The organism is Brevundimonas sp. Leaf363, from assembly GCF_001424025.1.
Taxonomy (GTDB): domain Bacteria; phylum Pseudomonadota; class Alphaproteobacteria; order Caulobacterales; family Caulobacteraceae; genus Brevundimonas.
The window spans coordinates 206,573-225,966 of record NZ_LMPZ01000004.1; the positions used below are offsets into that span (position 1 = coordinate 206,573).

At 68.5% G+C, this 19,394-nt stretch carries 26 protein-coding genes; 6 read left to right on the plus strand and 20 right to left on the minus strand.

Annotation, left to right across the window (positions count from 1 at the left end):
* Positions 1 to 26 precede the first annotated feature (26 nt).
* The 8 genes from ASG17_RS13450 to coxB all read right to left on the minus strand — a co-directional run bounded on the left by ASG17_RS13450 (position 27) and on the right by coxB (position 6,774).
* On the minus strand, positions 27 to 725 hold the full coding sequence (locus ASG17_RS13450) for an SURF1 family protein (protein WP_235560460.1): 699 nt from the start codon (positions 723 to 725) through the stop codon (positions 27 to 29).
* Entirely contained in the window at positions 722 to 1,090 is a 369-nt protein-coding gene (locus ASG17_RS13455; protein ID WP_056104818.1) for a DUF983 domain-containing protein, read from the minus strand. The genes ASG17_RS13450 and ASG17_RS13455 overlap by 4 nt, the downstream gene beginning before the upstream one ends.
* 26 nt (positions 1,091 to 1,116) lie before the next feature.
* The gene (locus ASG17_RS13460; protein ID WP_056104820.1) at positions 1,117 to 2,025 is read right to left on the minus strand and encodes a cytochrome c oxidase subunit 3; all 909 of its coding nucleotides are present in this window, start codon (positions 2,023 to 2,025) and stop codon (positions 1,117 to 1,119) included.
* Between the two features lie 225 nt (positions 2,026 to 2,250).
* Positions 2,251 to 2,790, minus strand: coding sequence for a cytochrome c oxidase assembly protein (locus ASG17_RS13465; RefSeq protein WP_056104821.1), 540 nt, complete (start codon positions 2,788 to 2,790; stop codon positions 2,251 to 2,253).
* An 8-nt stretch (positions 2,791 to 2,798) separates the two neighbouring features.
* Positions 2,799 to 3,005, minus strand: coding sequence for a hypothetical protein (locus tag ASG17_RS13470; RefSeq protein WP_056104823.1), 207 nt, complete (start codon positions 3,003 to 3,005; stop codon positions 2,799 to 2,801).
* A complete protein-coding gene (locus tag ASG17_RS13475; protein WP_056104825.1) occupies positions 3,005 to 3,967 on the minus strand; it encodes a heme o synthase in 963 nt (320 codons plus the stop codon). Before ASG17_RS13475 ends, ASG17_RS13470 begins: the two co-directional genes overlap by 1 nt.
* Before the next feature lie 94 nt (positions 3,968 to 4,061).
* Positions 4,062 to 5,729 (minus strand): cytochrome c oxidase subunit I, encoded by a 1,668-nt coding sequence (gene ctaD / locus ASG17_RS13480; protein WP_056104828.1) that lies wholly within the window; start codon positions 5,727 to 5,729, stop codon positions 4,062 to 4,064.
* 25 nt (positions 5,730 to 5,754) lie between these two features.
* On the minus strand, positions 5,755 to 6,774 hold the full coding sequence (gene coxB / locus ASG17_RS13485) for a cytochrome c oxidase subunit II (RefSeq protein WP_156367878.1): 1,020 nt from the start codon (positions 6,772 to 6,774) through the stop codon (positions 5,755 to 5,757).
* A 243-nt stretch (positions 6,775 to 7,017) separates the two neighbouring features.
* Here coxB and ASG17_RS13490 point away from each other — a divergent pair, with 243 nt between their 5' ends.
* Genes ASG17_RS13490 through ASG17_RS13500 form a run of 3 tightly spaced genes read left to right on the plus strand, consistent with a single transcriptional unit; the run spans position 7,018 to position 8,773 of the window.
* Positions 7,018 to 7,374, plus strand: a complete 357-nt coding sequence (locus ASG17_RS13490; protein WP_056104832.1) for a PadR family transcriptional regulator — start codon at positions 7,018 to 7,020, stop codon at positions 7,372 to 7,374.
* On the plus strand, positions 7,371 to 7,994 hold the full coding sequence (locus tag ASG17_RS13495) for a DUF1700 domain-containing protein (RefSeq protein ID WP_056104834.1): 624 nt from the start codon (positions 7,371 to 7,373) through the stop codon (positions 7,992 to 7,994). The genes ASG17_RS13490 and ASG17_RS13495 overlap by 4 nt, the downstream gene beginning before the upstream one ends.
* Complete coding sequence (locus ASG17_RS13500; RefSeq protein ID WP_056104836.1) at positions 7,991 to 8,773, plus strand: GIN domain-containing protein; 783 nt, start codon at positions 7,991 to 7,993, stop codon at positions 8,771 to 8,773. Before ASG17_RS13495 ends, ASG17_RS13500 begins: the two co-directional genes overlap by 4 nt.
* A 7-nt stretch (positions 8,774 to 8,780) precedes the next feature.
* Here the strand turns inward: ASG17_RS13500 and gluQRS are convergent, their stop codons facing one another.
* From gluQRS to ruvC, 5 genes are read right to left on the minus strand one after another with little or no spacing between them, the layout of a single operon-like run.
* Positions 8,781 to 9,629, minus strand: a complete 849-nt coding sequence (gene gluQRS, locus ASG17_RS13505) for a tRNA glutamyl-Q(34) synthetase GluQRS (RefSeq protein ID WP_056104838.1) — start codon at positions 9,627 to 9,629, stop codon at positions 8,781 to 8,783.
* The gene (locus ASG17_RS13510) at positions 9,630 to 10,454 is read right to left on the minus strand and encodes an FtsW/RodA/SpoVE family cell cycle protein (protein WP_056104840.1); all 825 of its coding nucleotides are present in this window, start codon (positions 10,452 to 10,454) and stop codon (positions 9,630 to 9,632) included.
* Complete coding sequence (ruvB, locus tag ASG17_RS13515) at positions 10,451 to 11,482, minus strand: Holliday junction branch migration DNA helicase RuvB (protein ID WP_056104843.1); 1,032 nt, start codon at positions 11,480 to 11,482, stop codon at positions 10,451 to 10,453. The genes ASG17_RS13510 and ruvB overlap by 4 nt, the downstream gene beginning before the upstream one ends.
* Positions 11,479 to 12,102 carry a Holliday junction branch migration protein RuvA gene (gene ruvA / locus ASG17_RS13520; RefSeq protein ID WP_056104844.1) on the minus strand — a complete coding sequence of 208 codons (624 nt, stop codon included), beginning with the start codon at positions 12,100 to 12,102 and terminating at the stop codon, positions 11,479 to 11,481. The genes ruvB and ruvA overlap by 4 nt, the downstream gene beginning before the upstream one ends.
* Positions 12,099 to 12,611, minus strand: coding sequence for a crossover junction endodeoxyribonuclease RuvC (gene ruvC / locus ASG17_RS13525; RefSeq protein WP_056104846.1), 513 nt, complete (start codon positions 12,609 to 12,611; stop codon positions 12,099 to 12,101). Before ruvC ends, ruvA begins: the two co-directional genes overlap by 4 nt.
* 84 nt (positions 12,612 to 12,695) lie before the next feature.
* Here ruvC and ASG17_RS13530 point away from each other — a divergent pair, with 84 nt between their 5' ends.
* Positions 12,696 to 13,025, plus strand: coding sequence for a hypothetical protein (locus tag ASG17_RS13530; protein ID WP_056104848.1), 330 nt, complete (start codon positions 12,696 to 12,698; stop codon positions 13,023 to 13,025).
* Between the two features lie 7 nt (positions 13,026 to 13,032).
* On the opposite strand, the gene ASG17_RS13535 is transcribed toward ASG17_RS13530, so the two are convergent.
* The 5 genes from ASG17_RS13535 to ASG17_RS13555 form a co-directional block, all read right to left on the minus strand.
* Positions 13,033 to 13,554, minus strand: coding sequence for an energy transducer TonB (locus ASG17_RS13535; RefSeq protein ID WP_056104850.1), 522 nt, complete (start codon positions 13,552 to 13,554; stop codon positions 13,033 to 13,035).
* A 72-nt stretch (positions 13,555 to 13,626) separates the two neighbouring features.
* Positions 13,627 to 14,145, minus strand: coding sequence for a hemerythrin domain-containing protein (locus tag ASG17_RS13540; RefSeq protein WP_056104852.1), 519 nt, complete (start codon positions 14,143 to 14,145; stop codon positions 13,627 to 13,629).
* A gap of 78 nt (positions 14,146 to 14,223) precedes the next feature.
* A complete protein-coding gene (locus ASG17_RS13545; protein WP_162238802.1) occupies positions 14,224 to 14,499 on the minus strand; it encodes a type II toxin-antitoxin system RelE/ParE family toxin in 276 nt (91 codons plus the stop codon).
* Positions 14,496 to 14,747: a CopG family ribbon-helix-helix protein gene (locus ASG17_RS13550; RefSeq protein WP_056104856.1), complete on the minus strand. Its 252-nt coding sequence runs from the start codon at positions 14,745 to 14,747 to the stop codon at positions 14,496 to 14,498. Before ASG17_RS13550 ends, ASG17_RS13545 begins: the two co-directional genes overlap by 4 nt.
* 36 nt (positions 14,748 to 14,783) lie before the next feature.
* Positions 14,784 to 15,557, minus strand: a complete 774-nt coding sequence (locus tag ASG17_RS13555) for a YebC/PmpR family DNA-binding transcriptional regulator (RefSeq protein ID WP_056104857.1) — start codon at positions 15,555 to 15,557, stop codon at positions 14,784 to 14,786.
* 185 nt (positions 15,558 to 15,742) lie between these two features.
* Here ASG17_RS13555 and ASG17_RS13560 point away from each other — a divergent pair, with 185 nt between their 5' ends.
* The gene (locus ASG17_RS13560; protein ID WP_056104859.1) at positions 15,743 to 15,943 is read left to right on the plus strand and encodes a hypothetical protein; all 201 of its coding nucleotides are present in this window, start codon (positions 15,743 to 15,745) and stop codon (positions 15,941 to 15,943) included.
* A gap of 8 nt (positions 15,944 to 15,951) precedes the next feature.
* Here the strand turns inward: ASG17_RS13560 and ASG17_RS13565 are convergent, their stop codons facing one another.
* The gene (locus ASG17_RS13565) at positions 15,952 to 16,383 is read right to left on the minus strand and encodes a thioesterase family protein (RefSeq protein ID WP_056104861.1); all 432 of its coding nucleotides are present in this window, start codon (positions 16,381 to 16,383) and stop codon (positions 15,952 to 15,954) included.
* Between the two features lie 125 nt (positions 16,384 to 16,508).
* Here ASG17_RS13565 and ASG17_RS13570 point away from each other — a divergent pair, with 125 nt between their 5' ends.
* On the plus strand, positions 16,509 to 17,633 hold the full coding sequence (locus ASG17_RS13570) for a zinc-dependent alcohol dehydrogenase family protein (RefSeq protein ID WP_056104863.1): 1,125 nt from the start codon (positions 16,509 to 16,511) through the stop codon (positions 17,631 to 17,633).
* 9 nt (positions 17,634 to 17,642) lie between these two features.
* Here the strand turns inward: ASG17_RS13570 and ASG17_RS13575 are convergent, their stop codons facing one another.
* Positions 17,643 to 19,226, minus strand: a complete 1,584-nt coding sequence (locus tag ASG17_RS13575) for a sodium/sugar symporter (protein WP_056104866.1) — start codon at positions 19,224 to 19,226, stop codon at positions 17,643 to 17,645.
* Between the last annotated feature and the right edge of the window lie 168 nt (positions 19,227 to 19,394).

Consider the following 19,394-nt stretch of genomic DNA (forward strand, 5'->3'; position numbering starts at 1 on the left):
GTTCGGCATCCGGTGCAGCACCGCGCTCACGCCTGTTTCATCCGCCGCCATACCATCGCGCCGTAGAAAGCGACCAAGGCGATGGCCAGGCCGAACCAGGTCAGGGCGTAGCCGAGGTGGTTGTTGGTGAAGGCGGCCGGCGGCGCGGACGGGCGCAAGGCGGCGAAGGCGGGATTGCTGGAGGTCAGGGCGTAAAGAGTGTTGGGATCGACGTCGGGGGCGTTCAGGGCGCGCGCCATGGCGGCGCTGTCGCGGGCGAAGAAGCGACCGTCCGACGGCGGCGGGGCCATGCCGTTCGGCGCCGGAACCTCGCGGATTTCCGCCAGCAGGGTTGTCGGCAGGGTCGACGACGCGACAGGCGGTCGGGCGGAAACCCCGTCGGGTATGAAGCCCCGGTCGATCAGGAAGACCGCGGGAAAATCGCGTGGCGCGCAGAGCGAGACCAGACGCACGCCCGCCTCGCCGTCCAGAATGCTCTGAAGCTCCACGAAGGGCGCGGTCTCCAGGCCCGGGCAGGTGACGATCACCTTGCGGAACTCAGGATCATGCAGAGCCAGGACGGTCGCCAGCGATGCGGGCGGCTGGGCCGCCGCCGCGTCGGAGACGGCGATCAGCCGTTCCTTCCACGCCAGCCGCTGCACCTGCCAGACGCCCAGGGCGATCAGCAGCACCAGCGCCGGGACCATGGCTAACGTCAGGCCGATGGGGATGCGTTTGAGGTTCACGCGCCCTGCCCCGCCCCGCTTCGCATCTGCAGCGCCACCATAACCCCCTTGCCCGGCCGCATCAGCGCGAGCGCCAGCACAAGAACCAGCGGCGGCCAGACGAGCAGGTGCAGCCAGATCGGCGGGCTGTAGGCGATCTCGACATAGAGGGCCGTGAAGACCACGGGCGCGCCGGCGATCTGCATGATGAAGACGGCGGCGCCGTCGCCGGTGTTCAGCCGGGTGAAGTCGAAGCCGCAGACAGCGCAGCGGTCGACCACCTTGAGAAAGCCGCTGAACAGCTTGCCGCGCCCGCAGTTCGGACACCGACACAGCAGACCGGCGCGGATCGGGTTGATCCGCGCCGGCTTGATCTCATCGCCCATATCTTCGCCAGACTGGGGCGTCTGCGTCACCCGAAGACGACGTAGACGAAGGCGAACAGGAACAGCCAGACCACGTCGACGAAGTGCCAGTACCAGGCGGCCGCCTCGAAGCCGAAGTGCTTCTCCGGCGTCATCTGGCCGGCCACCAGGCGCAGCAGGCAGACCGTCAGGAAGATGGTGCCTAGCAGGACGTGGAAGCCGTGGAAGCCGGTCGCCATGAAGAAGACCGAGCCGTAAAGGCCGCTGTTCAGCGCCTCTTCGTTGAAGAACAGGTGCTCATGCAGGATGTGGCTGTATTCATAGACCTGAACGGTCGTGAAGAAGACGCCCAGGATCACGGTGATCAGCAGGCCCAGCTTGGCGCCCTTGCGATCGCCGACCTGAATCGCGTGGTGGGCCCAGGTGACGGTGCAGCCCGACAGCAGCAGGGTCACGGTGTTCAGCAGCGGCAGCTGCCAGGGGCTGAGGACCTCGACGCCCTTGGGCGGCCAGGTGGCCCAGGCCTTGGCGGTGTCGGCCCAGGCGCCGATTTCCGGAACGTGAGCGCGGGCCTCGTTGAAGACCGACATCTCGAAGAACATCCAGAAGAAGGCGACGAAGAACATCACTTCCGACGCGATGAACAGCACCATGCCGTAGCGCAGGCCGATCGAGACGACCGGGGTGTGATCGCCCTGGCGGCTTTCCTTGATGACGTCCGACCACCAGCAGAAGGCCGAGACCAGAACGCCCGCCAGACCGGCGAAGAACAGGACCTTGTCGCCCTTGGCCAGCAGGGTCGCGGCGACGGTGCCGGCGTCGGCGGAGACCAGGCCCTTCATCCACACCACGGCGCCGACGAACATGATGACAGCGGCCATGGACGAGACCAGCGGCCAGGGGCTCGGGTTGACCAGGTGGTAGTCGTGATGCGGAGCGGCGTGGGAGTCGGCCATCGAGGGTCTTCTCTGAAATCAGAAGGGTCGTCGTGTCCCTGCGCTATAGCGGCGCCGCGCACGCGATGCCAGTGGCCCGCGGCGTCTTTGCGACAGGTCCGGGCGTCGAATTTGGCGATCGTCGCGGCCCGCCGCCGAGCTGTCCCGGTTTCTGGCGGCGGGACGCGGTTTGCGGCCAGCCTTCCGGCGCTTGCGGCGTGCGCCAGGGCGGCCGATTCGCGCGGCTCAGCCCGCGCCGGGACCCTGCGGCGCGTCCTTGGAGGGATAGAAGGTGTAGCTGAGGGTGATCTCGCGCACGCCGCGGCTTTCACGATCGGTGGCGATCTCGGGGGCGACGAAATACTGCACGGGGAATTTCACGGTCTGGCCCGGTTGCAGCGTCTGGTCTGTGAAGCAGAAGCACTGCAGCTTCTGGAAATACGGCCCGGCGTATTCGGGCACGACGTTATAGCTGGCGCGCGCCGTCACCGGCTTGTCCGAGGTGTTGGTCACGTCGAAGAAGGCCAGGCCGGTCTCGCCGATGCGGACCCGCTGCGTCACCTGTTCGGCGCGGAAGGTGGCGGGCAGGTCGCGCACGTTGGTGTCGAAGCGGATCAGCACCGTCTGGTCCAGCTGGACGTCCGGGGCCTTTTCGGCGCGGCGGACGGTGCCGTCGAAGCCGGTCACCTGGCAGAACATCCGGTACAGCGGCACGGCGGCGAAGGCGGCGCCCGTCATGGCCATGACGGTGACGACGCAGGCGATGGCGATCAGGTTGCGGTTCATGGCCGGCCTCAGGGCTGGCTGGTCGCGGAGGCCGGGCCCGAGGCGCTCGGGGCGGCCATCTGGCCGGACGCCTGCATCGCGGCGCGCGCTTCCATGTTGCGCTGGAAGTTCAGCACGGTGGAGATGAAGATCAGCAGGATGAACGCGACCAGGCCGCCGGCGATGGCCAGGTTGCGGCGGCTGCGCGCCTTCAGCTGTTCAGGGGTCAGACGCATCACAGGCCTCCCAGGCCAGGCAGTTGCTCGATCAGCAGGGCGGCGAACAGGGCCAGCAGATACAGGATCGAGAAGGCGAACAGGTTGCGCGCCGGTCTGGCCTCGGTGCGGACGTCATACAATGCGGCCTCTCGCCCCACCGCCTCGGCCTTGTCGGGCTGATCCCCGGCGCGCGAGCGCCACAGGCGCACCGCCAGGAACAGGAAGCCGGCCCCGCCCAGCAGCGCCGTGACCAGATAGATCAGGCCGCCCGGCCCGATCAGGCCCGGCAGAACGGCCACCGGAACGAAGATCAGGCTGTAGATCAGGATCTGCAGCCGCGTCGACTTGGCGCCGCGCGCCACCGGCATCATCGGGATGCCCGCCTTGGCGTAGTCGCCGGCCGAATAGAGCGCCAGCGCCCAGCTGTGCGGCGGGGTCCACAGGAAGATGATGGCGAACAGAAGCCAGGCCTGCCACGGCGCGTCGCCGGTGGCTGCGGCCCAGCCGATCACGGGCGGAAAGGCGCCGGCCGCCCCGCCGATGACGATGTTCTGCGGCGTCCGGCGCTTCAGCACCAGGGTGTAGAGGCCGGCGTAGTAGACGATGGTCAGGCCCAGCAGTCCGGCCGCCAGCCAGTTGGCGCTCATGCCCAAGAGCAGCACCGAGAAGACTGACAGGATGACGCCGTAGGCCAAGGCGTCGCCGCGCGGCACGCGGCCCGCCGCGACCGGCCGCCCGCGCGTGCGGCGCATCAGGGCGTCTGTCTCGCCCTCCAGCGCCATGTTCAGCGCCCCCGCCGCGCCGGCGCCGACCGCGATGCACAGGATCGACAGGGCGGCCGACAGCGGGTTCATCCCGCCCGGCGCCGCGACCAGGCCGGTGACGGCCGTGAACACGACCAGCGACATCACGCGCGGCTTCAGCAGCTGGAAATAATCCTCCGGCTGGGCGGTGGAGATGGCGGGGGCGTCAGCGCTCATGCGCGGGTCTCTACTCCGGTACGCGTCGCCCTGAAAGGCGAGAGGCCGCCCCTCCGGTCGGAGAGGCGGCCCCAGCTTCGGTTTGGGCGTGGGCTTAGTGCTCGTCCGCCTTGATCACCGGCAGTTCGTTGAACTGGTGGTGCGGCGGGGGCGAGGACAGGGTCCACTCCAGCGTCGTGGCGCCTTCGCCCCAAGGATTGGCGACGCCCGGACGGCGGCGGATGGCGGCTTCGACCAGCATGATCAGGAAGACGCCGACCCCCACGATGGTGATGACGTAGCCGACCGACGACACGTGGTTCCACAGGGTGAAGGCCTCGGGATAGTCCACATAGCGGCGCGGCATGCCCTGCAGACCCAGGAAGTGCTGCGGGAAGAAGACCAGGTTCACGCCGATGAACATGATCCAGAAGTGCGCGGCGCCCAGGGCTTCGTTGTACTTCACCCCGAACATCTTCTCGAACCAGTAGTAGAAGCCCGCGAAGATGGCGAAGACGGCGCCCAGCGACAGCACGTAGTGGAAGTGCGCCACCACGTAGTAGGTGTCGTGCAGGCTGTAATCGATCCCGGCGTTGGACAGGACCACGCCGGTCACGCCGCCCACGGTGAACAGGAAGATGAAGCCGATCGCCCACAGCATGGGCGTCTTGAAGCTGATGGAGCCGCCCCACATGGTGGCGATCCAGCTGAAGATCTTCACGCCCGTCGGCACCGCGATGATCATCGTCGCGGCCACGAAATAGGCGCGCAGATTGATGCTCATGCCGACCGTGTACATGTGGTGCGCCCACACGACGAAGCCGATGAAGCCGATCGCGACCATGGCGTAGGCCATCGCCAGGTAGCCGAAGACCGGCTTGCGGCTGAAGGTCGAGACGATGTGCGAGATGATGCCGAACCCGGGCAGGATCAGGATGTAGACCTCGGGGTGGCCGAAGAACCAGAACAGGTGCTGGAACATCACGGGATCGCCGCCGCCGGCCGGGTCGAAGAACGAGGTCCCGAAGTTGCGGTCCGTCAGCAGCATGGTGATGGCGCCGGCCAGGACGGGCAGCGACAGCAGCAGCAGGAAAGCGGTGATCAGCACCGACCAGGCGAACAGCGGCATCCGGTGCAGGGTCATTCCCGGCGCGCGCATGTTGAAGATGGTCGTGATGAAGTTGATCGCACCCAAGATCGACGAGGCGCCCGCGACGTGCAGCGAGAAGATCGCCAGGTCCATCGCCGGGCCGGTGTGGCCCTTAGTCGACAGCGGCGGATAGATGGTCCAGCCGCCGCCGAAGCCCTTGCCCGGGCCGCCGTCGACGAACATCGACAGGCACAGCAGGATCCAGGCGGCCACCAGCAGCCAGAACGAGATGTTGTTCATGCGCGGGAAGGCCATGTCCGGCGCGCCGATCATGATCGGCACGAACCAGTTGCCGAAGCCGCCGATCATCGCCGGCATGACCATGAAGAAGATCATGATCAGGGCGTGGGCGGTGACCGTCACGTTGTAGCCGTGCTTGGACGCCTCGACGAGGCCCAGCGACTGGATGATCGAGCCTTCGCGGAAGATCTGGATGCCCGGCTCGGCCAGTTCCCAGCGGATCAGGCCCGACAGGGCGCCGCCCACGATGCCCGCCATGATGGCGAACATCAGGTACAGGGTGCCGATGTCCTTGTGGTTCGTGGACAGGAACCAGCGGGTGAAGAAGCCGGGCTTGTGGTCATGCTCGGCGTGAGCGTCGTGACCGGGTTCGGCGGTGGTTGCGGTGGCCATGGTCTTTAAGGGCTCTCGCGTCGTTTTACTGGGCCGCCGGCGCGGCGGCCGGGGCGGAAGCGGCGGCCGGAGCGACCGTCGGCGTTGCGGTTTCCTGGGCGATCGGCGCGGCGACGCCGCCCCCGGCTTCGGGTCCCGTGGTGGCGGTGCCGGCGACCGGCGCGCCGGTCGTGCCGGCGGCGATCTGGGCGGCGGTGCCGCCCGGCGCCTGTTCCGGGGTCTTCGGCGTCATGGAGCCGCCCTTTTCGGCGACCCAGGCGGCGAACTGCGCCTCGGTGACGACGTGGATTTCGATCGGCATGAAGGCGTGATCGACGCCGCACAGCTCCGAGCACTGGCCATAGAAGACGCCGGTGCGCTCGGCCTTGAACCAGGTCTCGTTCACCCGGCCCGGGACCGCGTCGGTCTTCAGACCGAAGGCCGGCAGGGCGAAGGCGTGGATCACGTCGGCGGCGGTGACCAGAACACGGACCACCTTGCCAACCGGCACGACGATCGGTTCGTCGGCGGCCAGGCGGTACGGCAGGTTTCGGGCGCGCGCCTCGTCTTCCGGCAGCATGTTCGAGACGTATTCGGCGATGCCCTGATCGGGATATTCGTAGGCCCAGTTCCACTGGTTGCCCGTCGCCTTAACCGTCAGATCGGGGCGCGGCATGTCGTGATAGGCGAACAGCAGCTTGAACGAGAACAGCGCGATCACGACCAGCACCAAGACCGGCACCACCGTCCAGATGATCTCGACCAGCGTGTTGTGGCTCCACCGCGCCGGGACCGGGTTGGCGCGCTTGTTGTAGCGCACCGCGATCCAGATCAGCAGGCCCAGCACCAGCAAGCTGATGAAGGTGATGATCGGCAGCAGGATGAAATTGTGAAACGCGATCGCCTCGTGCTTCAGCGGCGAAGCCGCCGGCTGCAGATCGATCCCGCCCGGCGTCGGCTGACCCATAAGGTCCTGCGCGAAGGCCGGTGCGGCGGCGAAAACGGCCAGGCCCGCCGAGGCGATCGCCCCGCCGATCCAGCCCCGGGCCCGCTTGCCCATCCCCATTCGAGACGTCCTCATAAAACCGTTATGCCGCAAGCATTTGCGAACCAGTCGCAAAGATGGTGGAGCAGGCGGCGAGACCGCCTGTCGTTGAGGCCGGTCCCTATCGGATCGGTCGCCGCTTGCCAAGCGACTGGGGTCGCGGCCGATCGCTGCGCGACGGATTAAATCGCTGTCATGTTCTGACAGCTACCTTGCGGTGACAGGTATCTGGCGGTACGCACTCTTCATCGAAAGGAGGCGCTCGTGCCCGAAACCATCGACATACAGTTGCGAAAGGGGGTGTTGGGCTTTTGCGTCCTGGCGCTACTCGATCGCGCGGACAGCTACGCCTACGAGATCGCCAGTCGCCTGTCCGACGCCATCGGAATGGGCGAAGGCACCATCTATCCACTCATGCGCCGCATGCAGTCCGAGGGACTGGTCGACACCTATCTGGTCGAATCGCCCGCCGGGCCTTCGCGCAAATACTACCGGCTGACCGATGCGGGGCGCACCGCCCTGAAGGCCCAAGCCGGCGAGTGGACCCAATTCACGCGCGCCGTCGACGCCGTCCTGAATCAGGACGCCGCGACCGCCGCTTCTACGGAGGGACAACAATGACGCGCGCCGACTTCCTGGCCCGCCTTCGCATCGGTCTGGTCGGATTGCCGACCGCGACAGCGGCGGACATCGTGGCGGATTACGAGACCCACTTCGCCGACGGCTTCGCCGCCGGACGGACCGAGGAAGAGGTCGCGGCCGCCCTGGGCGATCCCGACCGCCTGGTCCGCGAACTGCGCGCCGAGGCCGGAGCGCAGCGCTGGCATCAGGAACGGTCGCCCTCGGCCGCCAGCGCCGCGATCTTCGCCTTGATCGGCCTGGGCGCCATCGACATCCTGTTCCTACTGCCGCTGCTGATGGGCGTGTTCAGCGCCATCTTCGGGGTCTTCATCGCCCTGATCGCCGTCTTCTTCGCCGGCGGCGCGGTGATGGTGGCGGGACCCTTCGCGGCTCCTCCGGGCGGCCCGCTGTTCGCCATCCTACTGGGTCTGGGGATGATGGCCGCCTCGGTCGCCGCCGGCGCCCTACTGACCATAGCCACCATCGGGCTGGTCAACGCCTGCGTCTGGTACGCCCGTCTGCACTACCGCCTGCTCAAGCCGGCGCTGGAGCCCCAGTCGCAAGTGACGCAGCCGCAAACCTCTCAGTCGCAAACCTCTGTCTCGGGAGCGTCGGCATGATCCGCACCCTTCTCATCATCGCCGGCGCGGCGTTCGTCCTGGCCTTGGCCAGCATCGGCGGCGCCTTCGCCCTGGGCGGTCGCGACCTCGCCCAGAACAACTGGAGCTGGACCATCCTCAGCGACGAGGGCGACAACATCCGCGTCGATCGAGTGCGGGGCGGTCAGCCGAACGACCTGGGCCCGATGACGAGCCGGACGCTGGCATGGGCCGGCGGCGACACGCTGACGATCGACGACAGCCTGGACGTCGACTTCGTCCAGGGTCCGGCCAACTCGGTTGAGATCCGCGGGCCCAAGGGCCTTGCGGACCGGGTGCGGATTGAGGACGGCCGCCTCTTCCTGGCGCCGGGCGAAGAACGCGTGGTCTTCGGATGGAACGGCAACGGCCCGACCGGCCACGCAGAGCGGGACGAGTTGCGCATCCTCATCACCGCAGCATCGGTCAGTCGCTTCGAAGCGAACGGGTCGGGCGAGTTGACCATCAGGGGCTACGACCAGCCGACGATGCGCGTGGACGTGTCGGGCTCCGGCTCGGCCCAGGCCACCGGCCGCACCGACGCCCTGACGGTCGAGGTCAACGGTTCGGGTGAGGCGGAGCTGGCCAATCTGGTCGCCAGGACCGCGCGGGTCGACGTGGCCGGCTCGGGCGAGGCGGAGATCAACGCCAGCGACGAGGCGGCGGTCGACATCTCCGGCTCCGGCGATGTCAGCCTGACACGGCGCCCGGCCCGCGTGACCCAGCAGATCTCGGGGTCAGGCGAGGTTCACGGGGCCTGACCACGCGCTACAGGCCGAGCTGTTCACGCAGCTCGGCCGCCGTCATCCCGCCGGCCCTCAGCTCGGCGAGCGTTACCGACCGGTCCCGCTTGGCGTATCGACGCCCGTCGGGGCCGGTCAGCAATTCGTGGTGGCGATAGACCGGCTCGGGCCATCCCATCAGCGCCTGTATCAGCCGCTGGACATGGGTCGCCTCGAACAGGTCCTGACCCCGGATCACGTGGGTGACGCCATGCAGTGCGTCATCGTGCGTCACCGCCAGATGATAGGCGGCGCCGGCGTCCTTGCGGGCCAGCACCACGTCCCCCGCCGTTTCGGGCCGGGCCCGGATGCGGCCATGCTCGCCATCCGACCCCCGCCCCTCTTCCGTAAAGGACAGGGCGTCCCACGCCGCGTCGCCCAGCGCCTCGCGCGCCTGGTCCAGCGACAGCCGCCAGGCATAGGGCCGCCCCTCGTCCAGCAGCCGCGCCTCTTCCTCAGCCGGATGCGGGCCCGGCCGCGCCGCCTCGACCGGCCCGTGCGGCGCGTCGCCGATGGCGTCCATCACCTCCTTGCGGGTGCGGAAGCAGCGATAGAGCAGCCCGCGCTCGCGCAAGCGCGTCACCACCGCCGCATAGTCGTCCAGATGATCGGACTGGCGCCGCACCGGGCCGTCCCAGTCGATGCCCAACCAGGACAGGTCCTCGAGGATGCCCGCCTCGAACTCGGGCCGGCATCGGGTGGGGTCGATGTCCTCGATCCGCAGCAGGAACCGCCCACCGGCGTCCCGCGCTGCCCGCCACGCCGTCAGCGCCGAAAACGCATGCCCCCGATGCAGTCGCCCGGTCGGCGACGGCGCGAACCGCGTCGTCAGCATTCAGGTCGCTCGCGCCGAAAGGCCCAGCGCCAGACCCCAACCGATCAGAAGGGAGGCGCCGCTGCCGACCACCGGCGCGGGGAAGTTGCCCAGCACGCCGGCCACGACCAGCCCGCCGAACAGACCCGCCAGCGCCGCCTGGCCCGCGCGGCCATGCGCCCCGCTCCAGAGGCGCCGGATGAAAGGCGCGACCACGGCGGCCAGGGCGAGCGCGGCCAGGACGCCCGCCACGGGAAGGGCCGCGAGAGCGACGACGCCGACGCGCTCGACATGGTCGATGGCGGGCAAGGGATCCGGTCGAGCCCAGGCGACCGCCGTCGCGACGAGGCAGACGGCCAGGGCGGCCATCTCGGTACGGCTTCCGCCCCGCCGCACGAGCGCGACGGCGACGAGCGCGCCCAGCAACCCTGTCGCGGACCCGGCGTCAGGCTGAAAGGCCAGAAGGATCGCGAAAGCGGCCACGAGGGCGGCGCCGACCCAGGTCGCGCGTTCGGATGCCCAGGCCCAGGCCACGAACGGCAGTATCAGGGCGGCGGGCTGCACCAGCACCGGACCCAGACGCAGCCAACGCCGCACGCCGTCCATGTCCGGCCCGACCGCCAGCACCGCCAGCGCCAGACCGCAAGCCACGAGACCCGTGACGATCATGCCCGACCGCATCGAGGGTGACCGCGCCGCTGCGACCAGCACCAGCGCCGCGACGACCGTCCCCAGGCTCTGAACGACCAGGACCGGCCTGAGCGCCCCGGCGACCGTCTGGGCGAACAGACCGATCCCGGCCACCACCGCCAGCCACGCCAGACCTTCCCAGATCCGCCACGTCATCCGCCGAACAGATCGCCCGCTGACGGCGCTTTCGGCGGCTCGGTCAGGCCTAGGTGGCTATAGGCCCGCGCGCAGGCCATGCGGCCGCGCGGCGTGCGCTGGATGAAGCCCTGTTGCAGCAGGTAAGGCTCGATCACGTCCTCGACCGCGTCGCGCGCCTCGGCGATGGCGGCGGCGAGCGTGTCCATGCCGACCGGGCCGCCGCCGTAGTTCTCGATCAGGGCCTTGAGGAACCGGCGGTCCAGGCTGTCGAGGCCGGCCTCGTCCACCTCAAGCCGCGACAGGGCCCGCGCGGCGACCAGCCGGTCGATCAGGGGCGCGCCCTCGGCCGTCGCGAAGTCGCGGACCCGGCGCAGCAGCCGCCCGGCCACACGCGGCGTGCCCCGCGCCCGCGTCGCGATCTCCAGCGCGCCCTGCTCGTCGATCGGCGCGCCCATCTTGCGCGCCGCGCCCCGGATGACGGCCGTCAGCTCTTCCGGCGAATAGAACTCCAGCCGCAGCGGAATGCCGAACCGGTCCCGCAGCGGCGTCGCCAGCAGGCCCGCCCGCGTCGTCGCCCCGACCAGGGTGAAGGGCGCCAGATCGATCCGCACCGACCGCGCCGAGGGCCCCTCGCCGATGATCAGGTCGAGGACGTGATCCTCCATGGCCGGATAGAGGATCTCCTCCACCGTCGGGGCCAGGCGATGGATCTCGTCGATGAACAGGACGTCGCGCGGCTCCAGATTGGTCAGGATGGCGGCGAGATCGCCGGCCTTGGCCAGGATCGGGCCGCTGGTGGCGCGGAAACCGACGCCCAGCTCGCGCGCCACGATCTGCGCCAGCGTCGTCTTGCCCAGACCGGGCGGCCCGAACAGCAGGACGTGGTCCAGCGCCTCGCCGCGCGCGCGGGCGGCGTCGGCGAAGATCTTCAAATTGGCCTTGGCCTGCGCCTGGCCGACGAACTCGGCCAGGGTCTGGGGCCGCAGGGCGCGGTCGTAGGTCTCGCCTGGTGCGGCGTCGGGGGAGATGATGCGATCGTCGCTCACCGCCCCAGCTCCTGCAGGGCCGCGCGGATGGTGGCCGACAGCTCCGCCTCGTCCCCCAGCCGGATGAGCGCCTGGTCCACCGCGCGGCGGGCGTTCACCTCAGCCACGCCGAGCCCGAGCAGGGCGGAGACCGCCTCGCCCGCGATGCTGGGCGGCGGAGGTGCGGCCGGCGAGGCATGGGTTCCGGCGACGGCGCCCGGCGTGAAGCTGACTTCGCCCAGGCTCTTGCCCTTCAGTTCGGTGACGATGCGCAGGGCCAGTTTCGGCCCCACGCCATTGGCGCGGCCGACCGCCGCCTTGTCGTCGCGCGCCACAGCGCCGGCCAGCTCGCCTGGCGGCAGCACGTCCAACACCGACAGCGCCGCCTTGGGCCCCACGCCCTGGATGGCCAGCAGGGTGGTGAAGGCCCGACGTTCATCGCGTGTCAGAAAGCCGTAGAGCCGCGGGCCGTTGTCCTGGCTCCACTGGCTCTCGACATGCAGCAGCGTCTCGTCGCCGGGCGCCGGCAGCCGCCCCAGCGTCCGCGCCCCGCAGGCCACTACATAGCCCACGCCGCCGCAGTCGATCAGGCAGTCGCCGTCGCCGACCTCGGCCAGTACGCCTCGAAGCCGCCCGATCACGCCGCCAGCCTCTTCATCCGCCGCAGCTGGGCGTGGGTGACCGCGACGGCCAGGGCGTCCGCCGCATCGGCCGAGACCTCGCCCGCCGCCGGCAGCAGCCGCCGGATCATGAAGGCGATCTGGGACTTGTCCGCATGGCCGGCGCCGACCACCGCCTTCTTGATCAGGTTCGGCGCATATTCCGCCACCGACAGGCCGCAGCGGGCCGGGGCCAGCATCACCGCCGCCCGCGCATGGCCCAGCTTCAGCGTCGAGGACGGGTTCATGTTGACGAAGACCTCCTCGATCGCCGCCTCGTCACAGGCGTGTTCGGCGCAGACCGCGCCCACCGCCTCCAGCAGATGCAGCAACCGCTCGCTGAACGGCGCGCCCTCGGGCGGCGTCACCACCCCGTGCGCCACCCAGCGCAGGCGAGCCCCTTCGGACACGATCACGCCCCAGCCCGTACGGCGCAGGCCGGGGTCGAGGCCCAGGATCCGCGTTCCTGTCTGAGTCGCTGCGTTCGTCATTCGTTCCCGTCATGCCCGAAAGAGGGTTTATGGACAATGACCGGCGCTGCGCTAGCGTGATCGCGGACGACTGAGGACAACATCATGAGCCAGGGTGCAGGCTTCGGCGCGGTCGTCGCCCTGTCCAGACAGGCGGAACGCAAGCTCGTCGACGCCCTGCGCCGCGGCGGGGCGTTTTCGGAACAGACGGCCGTCGAGATCAATGCGTCGAAGATGATCGGCGTGCAGGCCCTGAAGCGACTGCATAAGGCGGGCGTCATCGGCGCGGCGGGCGACGGGCGCTACTGGCTGAACGAGGAGACGCTTTCGCAGCTGACGGTGAAGCGCGGGGGCAAGGCCGGATGGATCGTCATCGTCGTCTTGTTCGTGCTGGTCATCTCGCTGGGCGTGATCGCCAGCCAAGTGGGGGCCTAGGCGGCGCTCACTGCAGGCGAAAACGGACCGTGAACTGCATGCGGCCGGTCTGAGGGACGCCGTTGATGGTCGACGGATGCACGCGCGCCTGCAGCGCCGAGCGCGCGGCCGCGTCACCGAAACCCATGCCCGCCGGGTCCTCGCTCTTGATCTCGCACGGCCCCAGTCGGCCTTCGGTCGAGACAGCGCAGCCAAGGGTTGCCGAGCCGGCGTCGATCCCGGCCTTCTGTGCCCGGTCCGGATAATAGGGGGCGGGCCTCTCGCGCCAATCGATAGTGGTGACACTGCGTCCCTGCGTATCCAGGGTCGGAGCCGGCGGCGGCGATTCGGGCTGCGGCGACGCCTGTTCTATCCGGCTGTGCCGAGACGGCGCCGGAAGGCTGATCCGCTCGAAGAAGCCCGAGGCGAACGCGACGGCAACCAGCAGGAAGAGGACCGCCGCGCCCAGGCCGATCAGCAGCCAGAAAAGGCTCCAGAACCGGCGCCGGTCCTGGTCGGACAGGCCGACGTCCATCTCTCCCGGCTGCATGAACCCTCCCCGGCTGCACCCCGCGTCATACCGGGGCGCCAGATGGCCGCGGTCAAGCCGTGGCGGTCGGGGTCAGCCGTGGGCTTCGATGTATTCCTCGGGATCCTTGTTCACCGGTTTCACGCCGGTGATGTGCTCGGCCTCGAAGGCGGCGAACTGGACGGCCAGGTCGTGGCGCAGGGACACCGGCGCGTTGCGGCGGAAGTCGGTCAGCCCCTGCCGTTCCTCCTCGCCCATATGTTTGGAGTTGACGATGTTGGCCTTGCCTACCGCCTCGATCCACGCGCCCGTTCCAACGGGGTATTGATCGACGGCCTTCACCGCGTCGCGCAGCTTGTTGTGGTCCTCGATGGCGTCCTCGGTCTCGCCCTCGACCGTACCGTCCTCGGCGTCATTGGCGCCCTCGCCACGCTTCAGCAGCTCCGGATAGAAGAACCGCTCTTCCGCCTCGGCGTGAACGTCCAGAAACGCCTTCAGCCGCGACCACACGGCGCCCAAAGCGTCGGTGTCCTTCGGATCGATCTGCTCGATGATGGCGAACAGCCGGCGCTGCTCGGCGTGGTCGTCGAGGATCAGTTGGGTGATGTCCAAGGAAAGGCTCCGGCGCTTACGGTGAAGCCGCAATACGCCCGCGCCAATGGCCGGTTCCGTGCGAACGACTCGCGGCGGTCAGGCCTGCGGTTCGCGGCTTGTGTGCCAGACGCGCAGGATCAGCACGCTGTCGTGTTCGACCCGGTAAACCAGAAGGAACGGCGTGGCCGCGACGACCAGTTCGCGTCTGCCATCCGGCCGCGCCCGCCCCTTGTTCGGAAAGTCTCGTAGCCCCGCCGCGGAGGCGAGCACGCGATCTTCTGTCGCGATGGCGGCCGAGATGTTGTCACGGGCGATGAAGTTGACGCCGTCTTCCAGTTCGGCTTGCGCCTGTGGCGTCCAGATCGCCTTCAAGCGGCGGCCGTCCAACGCGCGCGGCGCGCAAGCAGTCGGGCGACCACCTCTTCATGAGGTATGCCCTCACCGGCCGCGAGCGACCCCTCGGCCTCCGCGATCGCGGCGTCCAAGGCGTCTTGCTCGCTGGCGATCCGCTCCGCCGCCTCGACAAGCAAGTCACCGGAGGGTCGTCCCCGGCTGATCGAAAGCGCATCCAGCTTGGCCTTGACGGCCTCGTCGATCTCGATGGTCACGTGCACGGTCATGACGGTCAGCCTATCACGACCGCCGCCGACCGAAAATCACCCGCCGAACTTGGCGGCGTCCTCGTCCGAGATGTCTTCGTTGGAATAGACCGAGGAGACGTCGTCCTCGGCGTCCAGGGCGTCCAGCAGCTTGAACAGCACTCCGACCGCATCGCCCGTGACCGCCACTTCGGACTGGGGCTTCCAGACGATGGCGGTGGACTTGGGGTCGCCCAGGATCTTGGACATCGCCTCGGCGACGTCGTTCAGGTCCTCGAAGGCGGTCCAGATGACATGGCCCGGCGCATCCTCGTAGATGTCCGGCTTGACCAGATCGCTCTCGACGTCCTGGGCGCCCGCCTCGATGGCGGCCTCCATGACGGCGTCCTCGGTGCCCGCTTCGGCGGCGTAGACGATCTTGCCGACGCGGTCCCACATGAAGGCGACCGAGTTCATCTCGCCCAGCGCGCCGCCGTTCTTCTTGAAGGCGGCGCCGATGTTCGAGGCGGCGCGATTGCGGTTGTCGGTCAGGGCCTCGACGATGATGCCGACCCCGCCGGGGCCGCGACCCTCGTAGCGGATCTCTTCCATCGTATCGACGTCGCCGCCGGCCGCCTTGTTGATGGCGCGGGTGATGACGTCCTTGGGCAGGCTTTCGGCCTTGGCGTTGTTGATGGCCAGGCGCAGGCGCGGGTTCAGCGCCGGGTCCGGCACGCCCGACTTGGCCGCCACGGTGATGTCGCGCGACAGCTTGGAGAAGGCCTTGGAGCGCACCGCATCGGCGCGACCCTTGCGGTGCATGATGTTCTTGAACTTGGAATGGCCGGCCATGAAGGTCTCTTAGTGGGCGCTACGCTCGCGACGCGGTCGCTCGCTGCTTGAGCGCAAGAAGCTCGCGCTCGGCTTGGATCAGGTTGGCGCTCCTAGCCGATGGCGGCGCGACTGTCACCACAGGCGGAACCGCAGCGCTTGGCCGGGGATTACGTCGCCGATCCCCCGAACCACGGAGACCCGCCATGTCCGCCACCGATGCCCCGATTGATGACGACCTGCTGGGCGACGAGGACCTGGAAGGCGCCGACATCGTCGAATGGTACGAGGCGCGCCCCGTCACCGTCTCGACCGTGGTGGCGACCGGCAGCATCGTGACCGCCTTCGCGCTGGGCGCCCTGACCGCCGTGGGCGCGCTGTTCCTGATCGGGCGTCTGGACGACTGAGGTCGCCCTCAGCCCTGAAGGTTCTCGACCACGGCGCGCAGCTTGGCCGGCAGCGGCTTGGGCCGGCGCGTCGCGGCGTCGACGTAGACGTGGACGAAATGTCCGACGGCGGCCGCCGTCTCTACGCCGCGCTTGAAGACCGCGAATCCGTACTCGACGCTGGACGTCCCGACGCGCGTGACGCGGATCCCGACCTCGATCACGTCGGGGAACTTCAACGCCGAGGTGTAGCGACAGCCGCTGTCGACCACCAGGCCGATGGACTCGTCCAGGGCATCGGCGATCAGCAGATGCGCGTTCACCGCCGAATCGACGAACTCGTAGAATTTGGCGTTGTTGATGTGGCTGTACTGATCGTTGTCGGCCCAGCGCGTCGAGACCATGTGAAAGGCCCGGTAGGTGCTCCGCAGCGCCAACGCGCCTTCGTCCGGTTTCGGCATAGTTCCTCCGCTGGTGGTCTTCGTCGGCGCTCGGCCGCTCGTCTGTGCGAGGCGTGACGCTGTGATTTGGACGACGTTGCGTCAAGCGCTTATCGCTGGGTCGTGAACGAAGGCCGGGACAGACCATGACCACGACGCGCGCCGCGATCCTGAGCGAAATGGGCGCCGCCCGCCCCTATGCCGATGGCCGGCCGCTGTCTCTGCAGACGGTGACCCTGGACCCGCCTGGCCGCGGCGAGGTGAGGGTGGCGATCCGGGCGGCGGGCCTGTGTCACTCCGACCTGTCCGTCATCAACGGCGACCGGCCCCGTCCTCTGCCCATGGCCATCGGCCACGAGGCCGCCGGCGTCGTCGAGGCGCTGGGCGAGGGCGTCGAGGATCTGGACGTCGGCGATCACGTAGTCATGGTCTTCATGCCGTCGTGCGGCCACTGCGATCCGTGCGCGGGCGGGCGGCCGGCACTGTGCGAGCCGGGCGCGGCGGCCAATGGGCGGGGGGAGCTGCTGGGCGGCGGGCGGCGGCTGTTCCGCGAGGGCGAGGCGGTGAACCACCATCTCGGCTGCTCGGCCTTCGCGGACCGCGCCGTGGTGTCGCGCCGGTCACTGGTGAAGGTCGATCCGGACCTGCCGTTCGAGATCGCCGCCCTGTTCGGCTGTGCGGTTTTGACGGGCGTTGGGGCGGTGGTGAACACCGCGAAGGTCCAGGCCGGCCAGTCGGTCGTGATCATCGGCCTGGGCGGCGTGGGCCTGGCCAGCGTGCTGGGCGCGATGGCGTCGGGCGCCGCTCCGGTCATCGCCGTGGACCTGTCGGAGGAGAAACTGGCCCTGGCCCGGTCGCTGGGCGCCGTCACCGTCAACGGCGGCGACGCCGATGCGGTCGATCAGGTGCGCGCCCTGACCCGGGGCGGCGCCGACGTGGCCTTCGAGATGGCCGGTTCGGCCCGCGCGCTGGAGAACGCCTGGAAGATGACGCGGCGCGGCGGCCTGACCGTCACCGCCGGCCTGCCCCCGCCCGAGGCGGCGCTGGCGGTCAACATCGTCTCGTTGGTCGCCGAGGAGCGCACCCTGAAGGGCAGCTATATCGGAACCTGCGTGCCCAGCCGCGACATCCCTCGCTTCGTCGCCCTGTATCGCGACGGCCGCCTGCCGGTGGACCGGCTGATGAGCGGCGTCATCGCACTGGACGACATCAACGAGGGCTTCGACCGGCTGGATCGGGGCGAGGTGGTCAGGCTGGTGGTGAAGCCCTGACCAGGCCGATCACCACCAGATCCAGTAGACCGCGATCAGGAAGGCGATGACGCCCACGCCGGCGATGTTGAAGCCGAGCGAGGTCTTGTAGCTAACGCCGTCCAGACGGATCTGCATCGTGCCGGGCTTGGGCGGCATCAGCAGCGACACGACGACCGCCGCGACCAGGGAGGCGAGGAAGACCACGCCGACGCGGTTCATGAACGGGAAGATGAACTGGCCGCTTTCCTGCAGCCACCAGAACACCGCCGACAGCACCACCGAGCCGATCGCCGCCGTCAGGGCGCCGGCCTCCGACGCGCGGCGCCAGAACAGACCCAGCATGAAGATGACCACGATGCCGGGGGTGAAGAAGCCGGTGAACTCCTGGATGAACTGGAAGGCCTGATCGAAGCCGCCCAGCAGCGGGCGCGCGACCAGAACGCCGATGACCATGGCGACCACGGCCGAGATGCGGCCGACGGTGACCAGATGATGCTCCGACACGTCCTTCTTGACCTTGGCGTACAGGTCCAGGGTGAAGATGGTCGAGATCGAGTTCACCTTGGACGCCAGCGAGGCGACGATGGCGGCGATCAGGGCCGCGAAGACCAGGCCCTTAAGCCCGGTCGGCAGCAGGTTCATCATGGTCGGATAGGCCTGGTCCGGCTTGACCAGACCCGGCGCGACGATCAGCGCCGCCAGACCCGGCAGCACGATGATCACCGGCATCAGCAGCTTCAGATAGGCGGCGAAGGCGATGCCCTTCTGGGCTTCTTGCGTCGACTTGGCGGCTAGGGCGCGCTGGATGATGTACTGGTTGAAGCCCCAGTAGCTGATGTTCATGACCCACAGCCCGCCCAGCAGCACGGCGATGCCCGGCAGCTGCTGATAGTTGGGATTGTCGGGCGACAGGATCATGTCGAACTTCTCGGGGAAGCGCGCCAGCAGCGTCGTGAAGCCGTCGACGACGCCCGATCCGCCGGTGTTGTCGGCGATGTGGTTCAGGGCGATGTAGCCGATGATCAGACCGCCCGCGACCAGCAGGGCCACCTGTACGATGTCGGTCAGGGCCACGGCCTTCAGACCGCCCCACAGCTGATAGGCCAGCGCGAAGACGGCGATGCAGACGATGGCCAGCATCTGGTCGATGCCGGTGACGGTCGAGACGGCGATGGACCCCAGCCACAGGATCGAGGTCACGTTCACGAATACGTAGAGCAGCAGCCAGAAGACGGCCATCACGTTGCGGATCGTCGGCCCGTACCGCTGCTGCAGGAACTGCGGCATGGTCACGATCTCGTTGCGCAGGAAGATCGGCAGGAAGAACTTCCCGACGATCAGCAGCGTCAGCGCCGCCATCCATTCGTACGACGCGATGCCCAGGCCGATCACATAGCCCGAGCCGCTCATGCCGATGATCTGTTCGGCCGAGATGTTGGCCGCGATCAGGGAGGCGCCGATGGCCCACCAGGGCAGATTCTTGGAGGCCAAGAAGTAGTCGGTCGACGTCTTGGTCGTACCCGCCTTGTCGCGCGACACGAACTGGGCGAGCCCGAAGATGAAGACGGCGTATACCGCCAGGATCACCAGATCGATGGTGGCGAGATTCATGTGGCGGCCTCCCCCGGACGCAGATGTTTCTGGAGCGAAGATCTGTGCCCTGACCGCGTCATGACCGATTTCGCTCTGGACGGCCCCGACGGGCTCTGGCGTCAGGTAAAGCGGTTTAGCCTGAAGCGACAAGCGCTTTCGCCAGCAAAGACTGTTTCAGATGCGGGG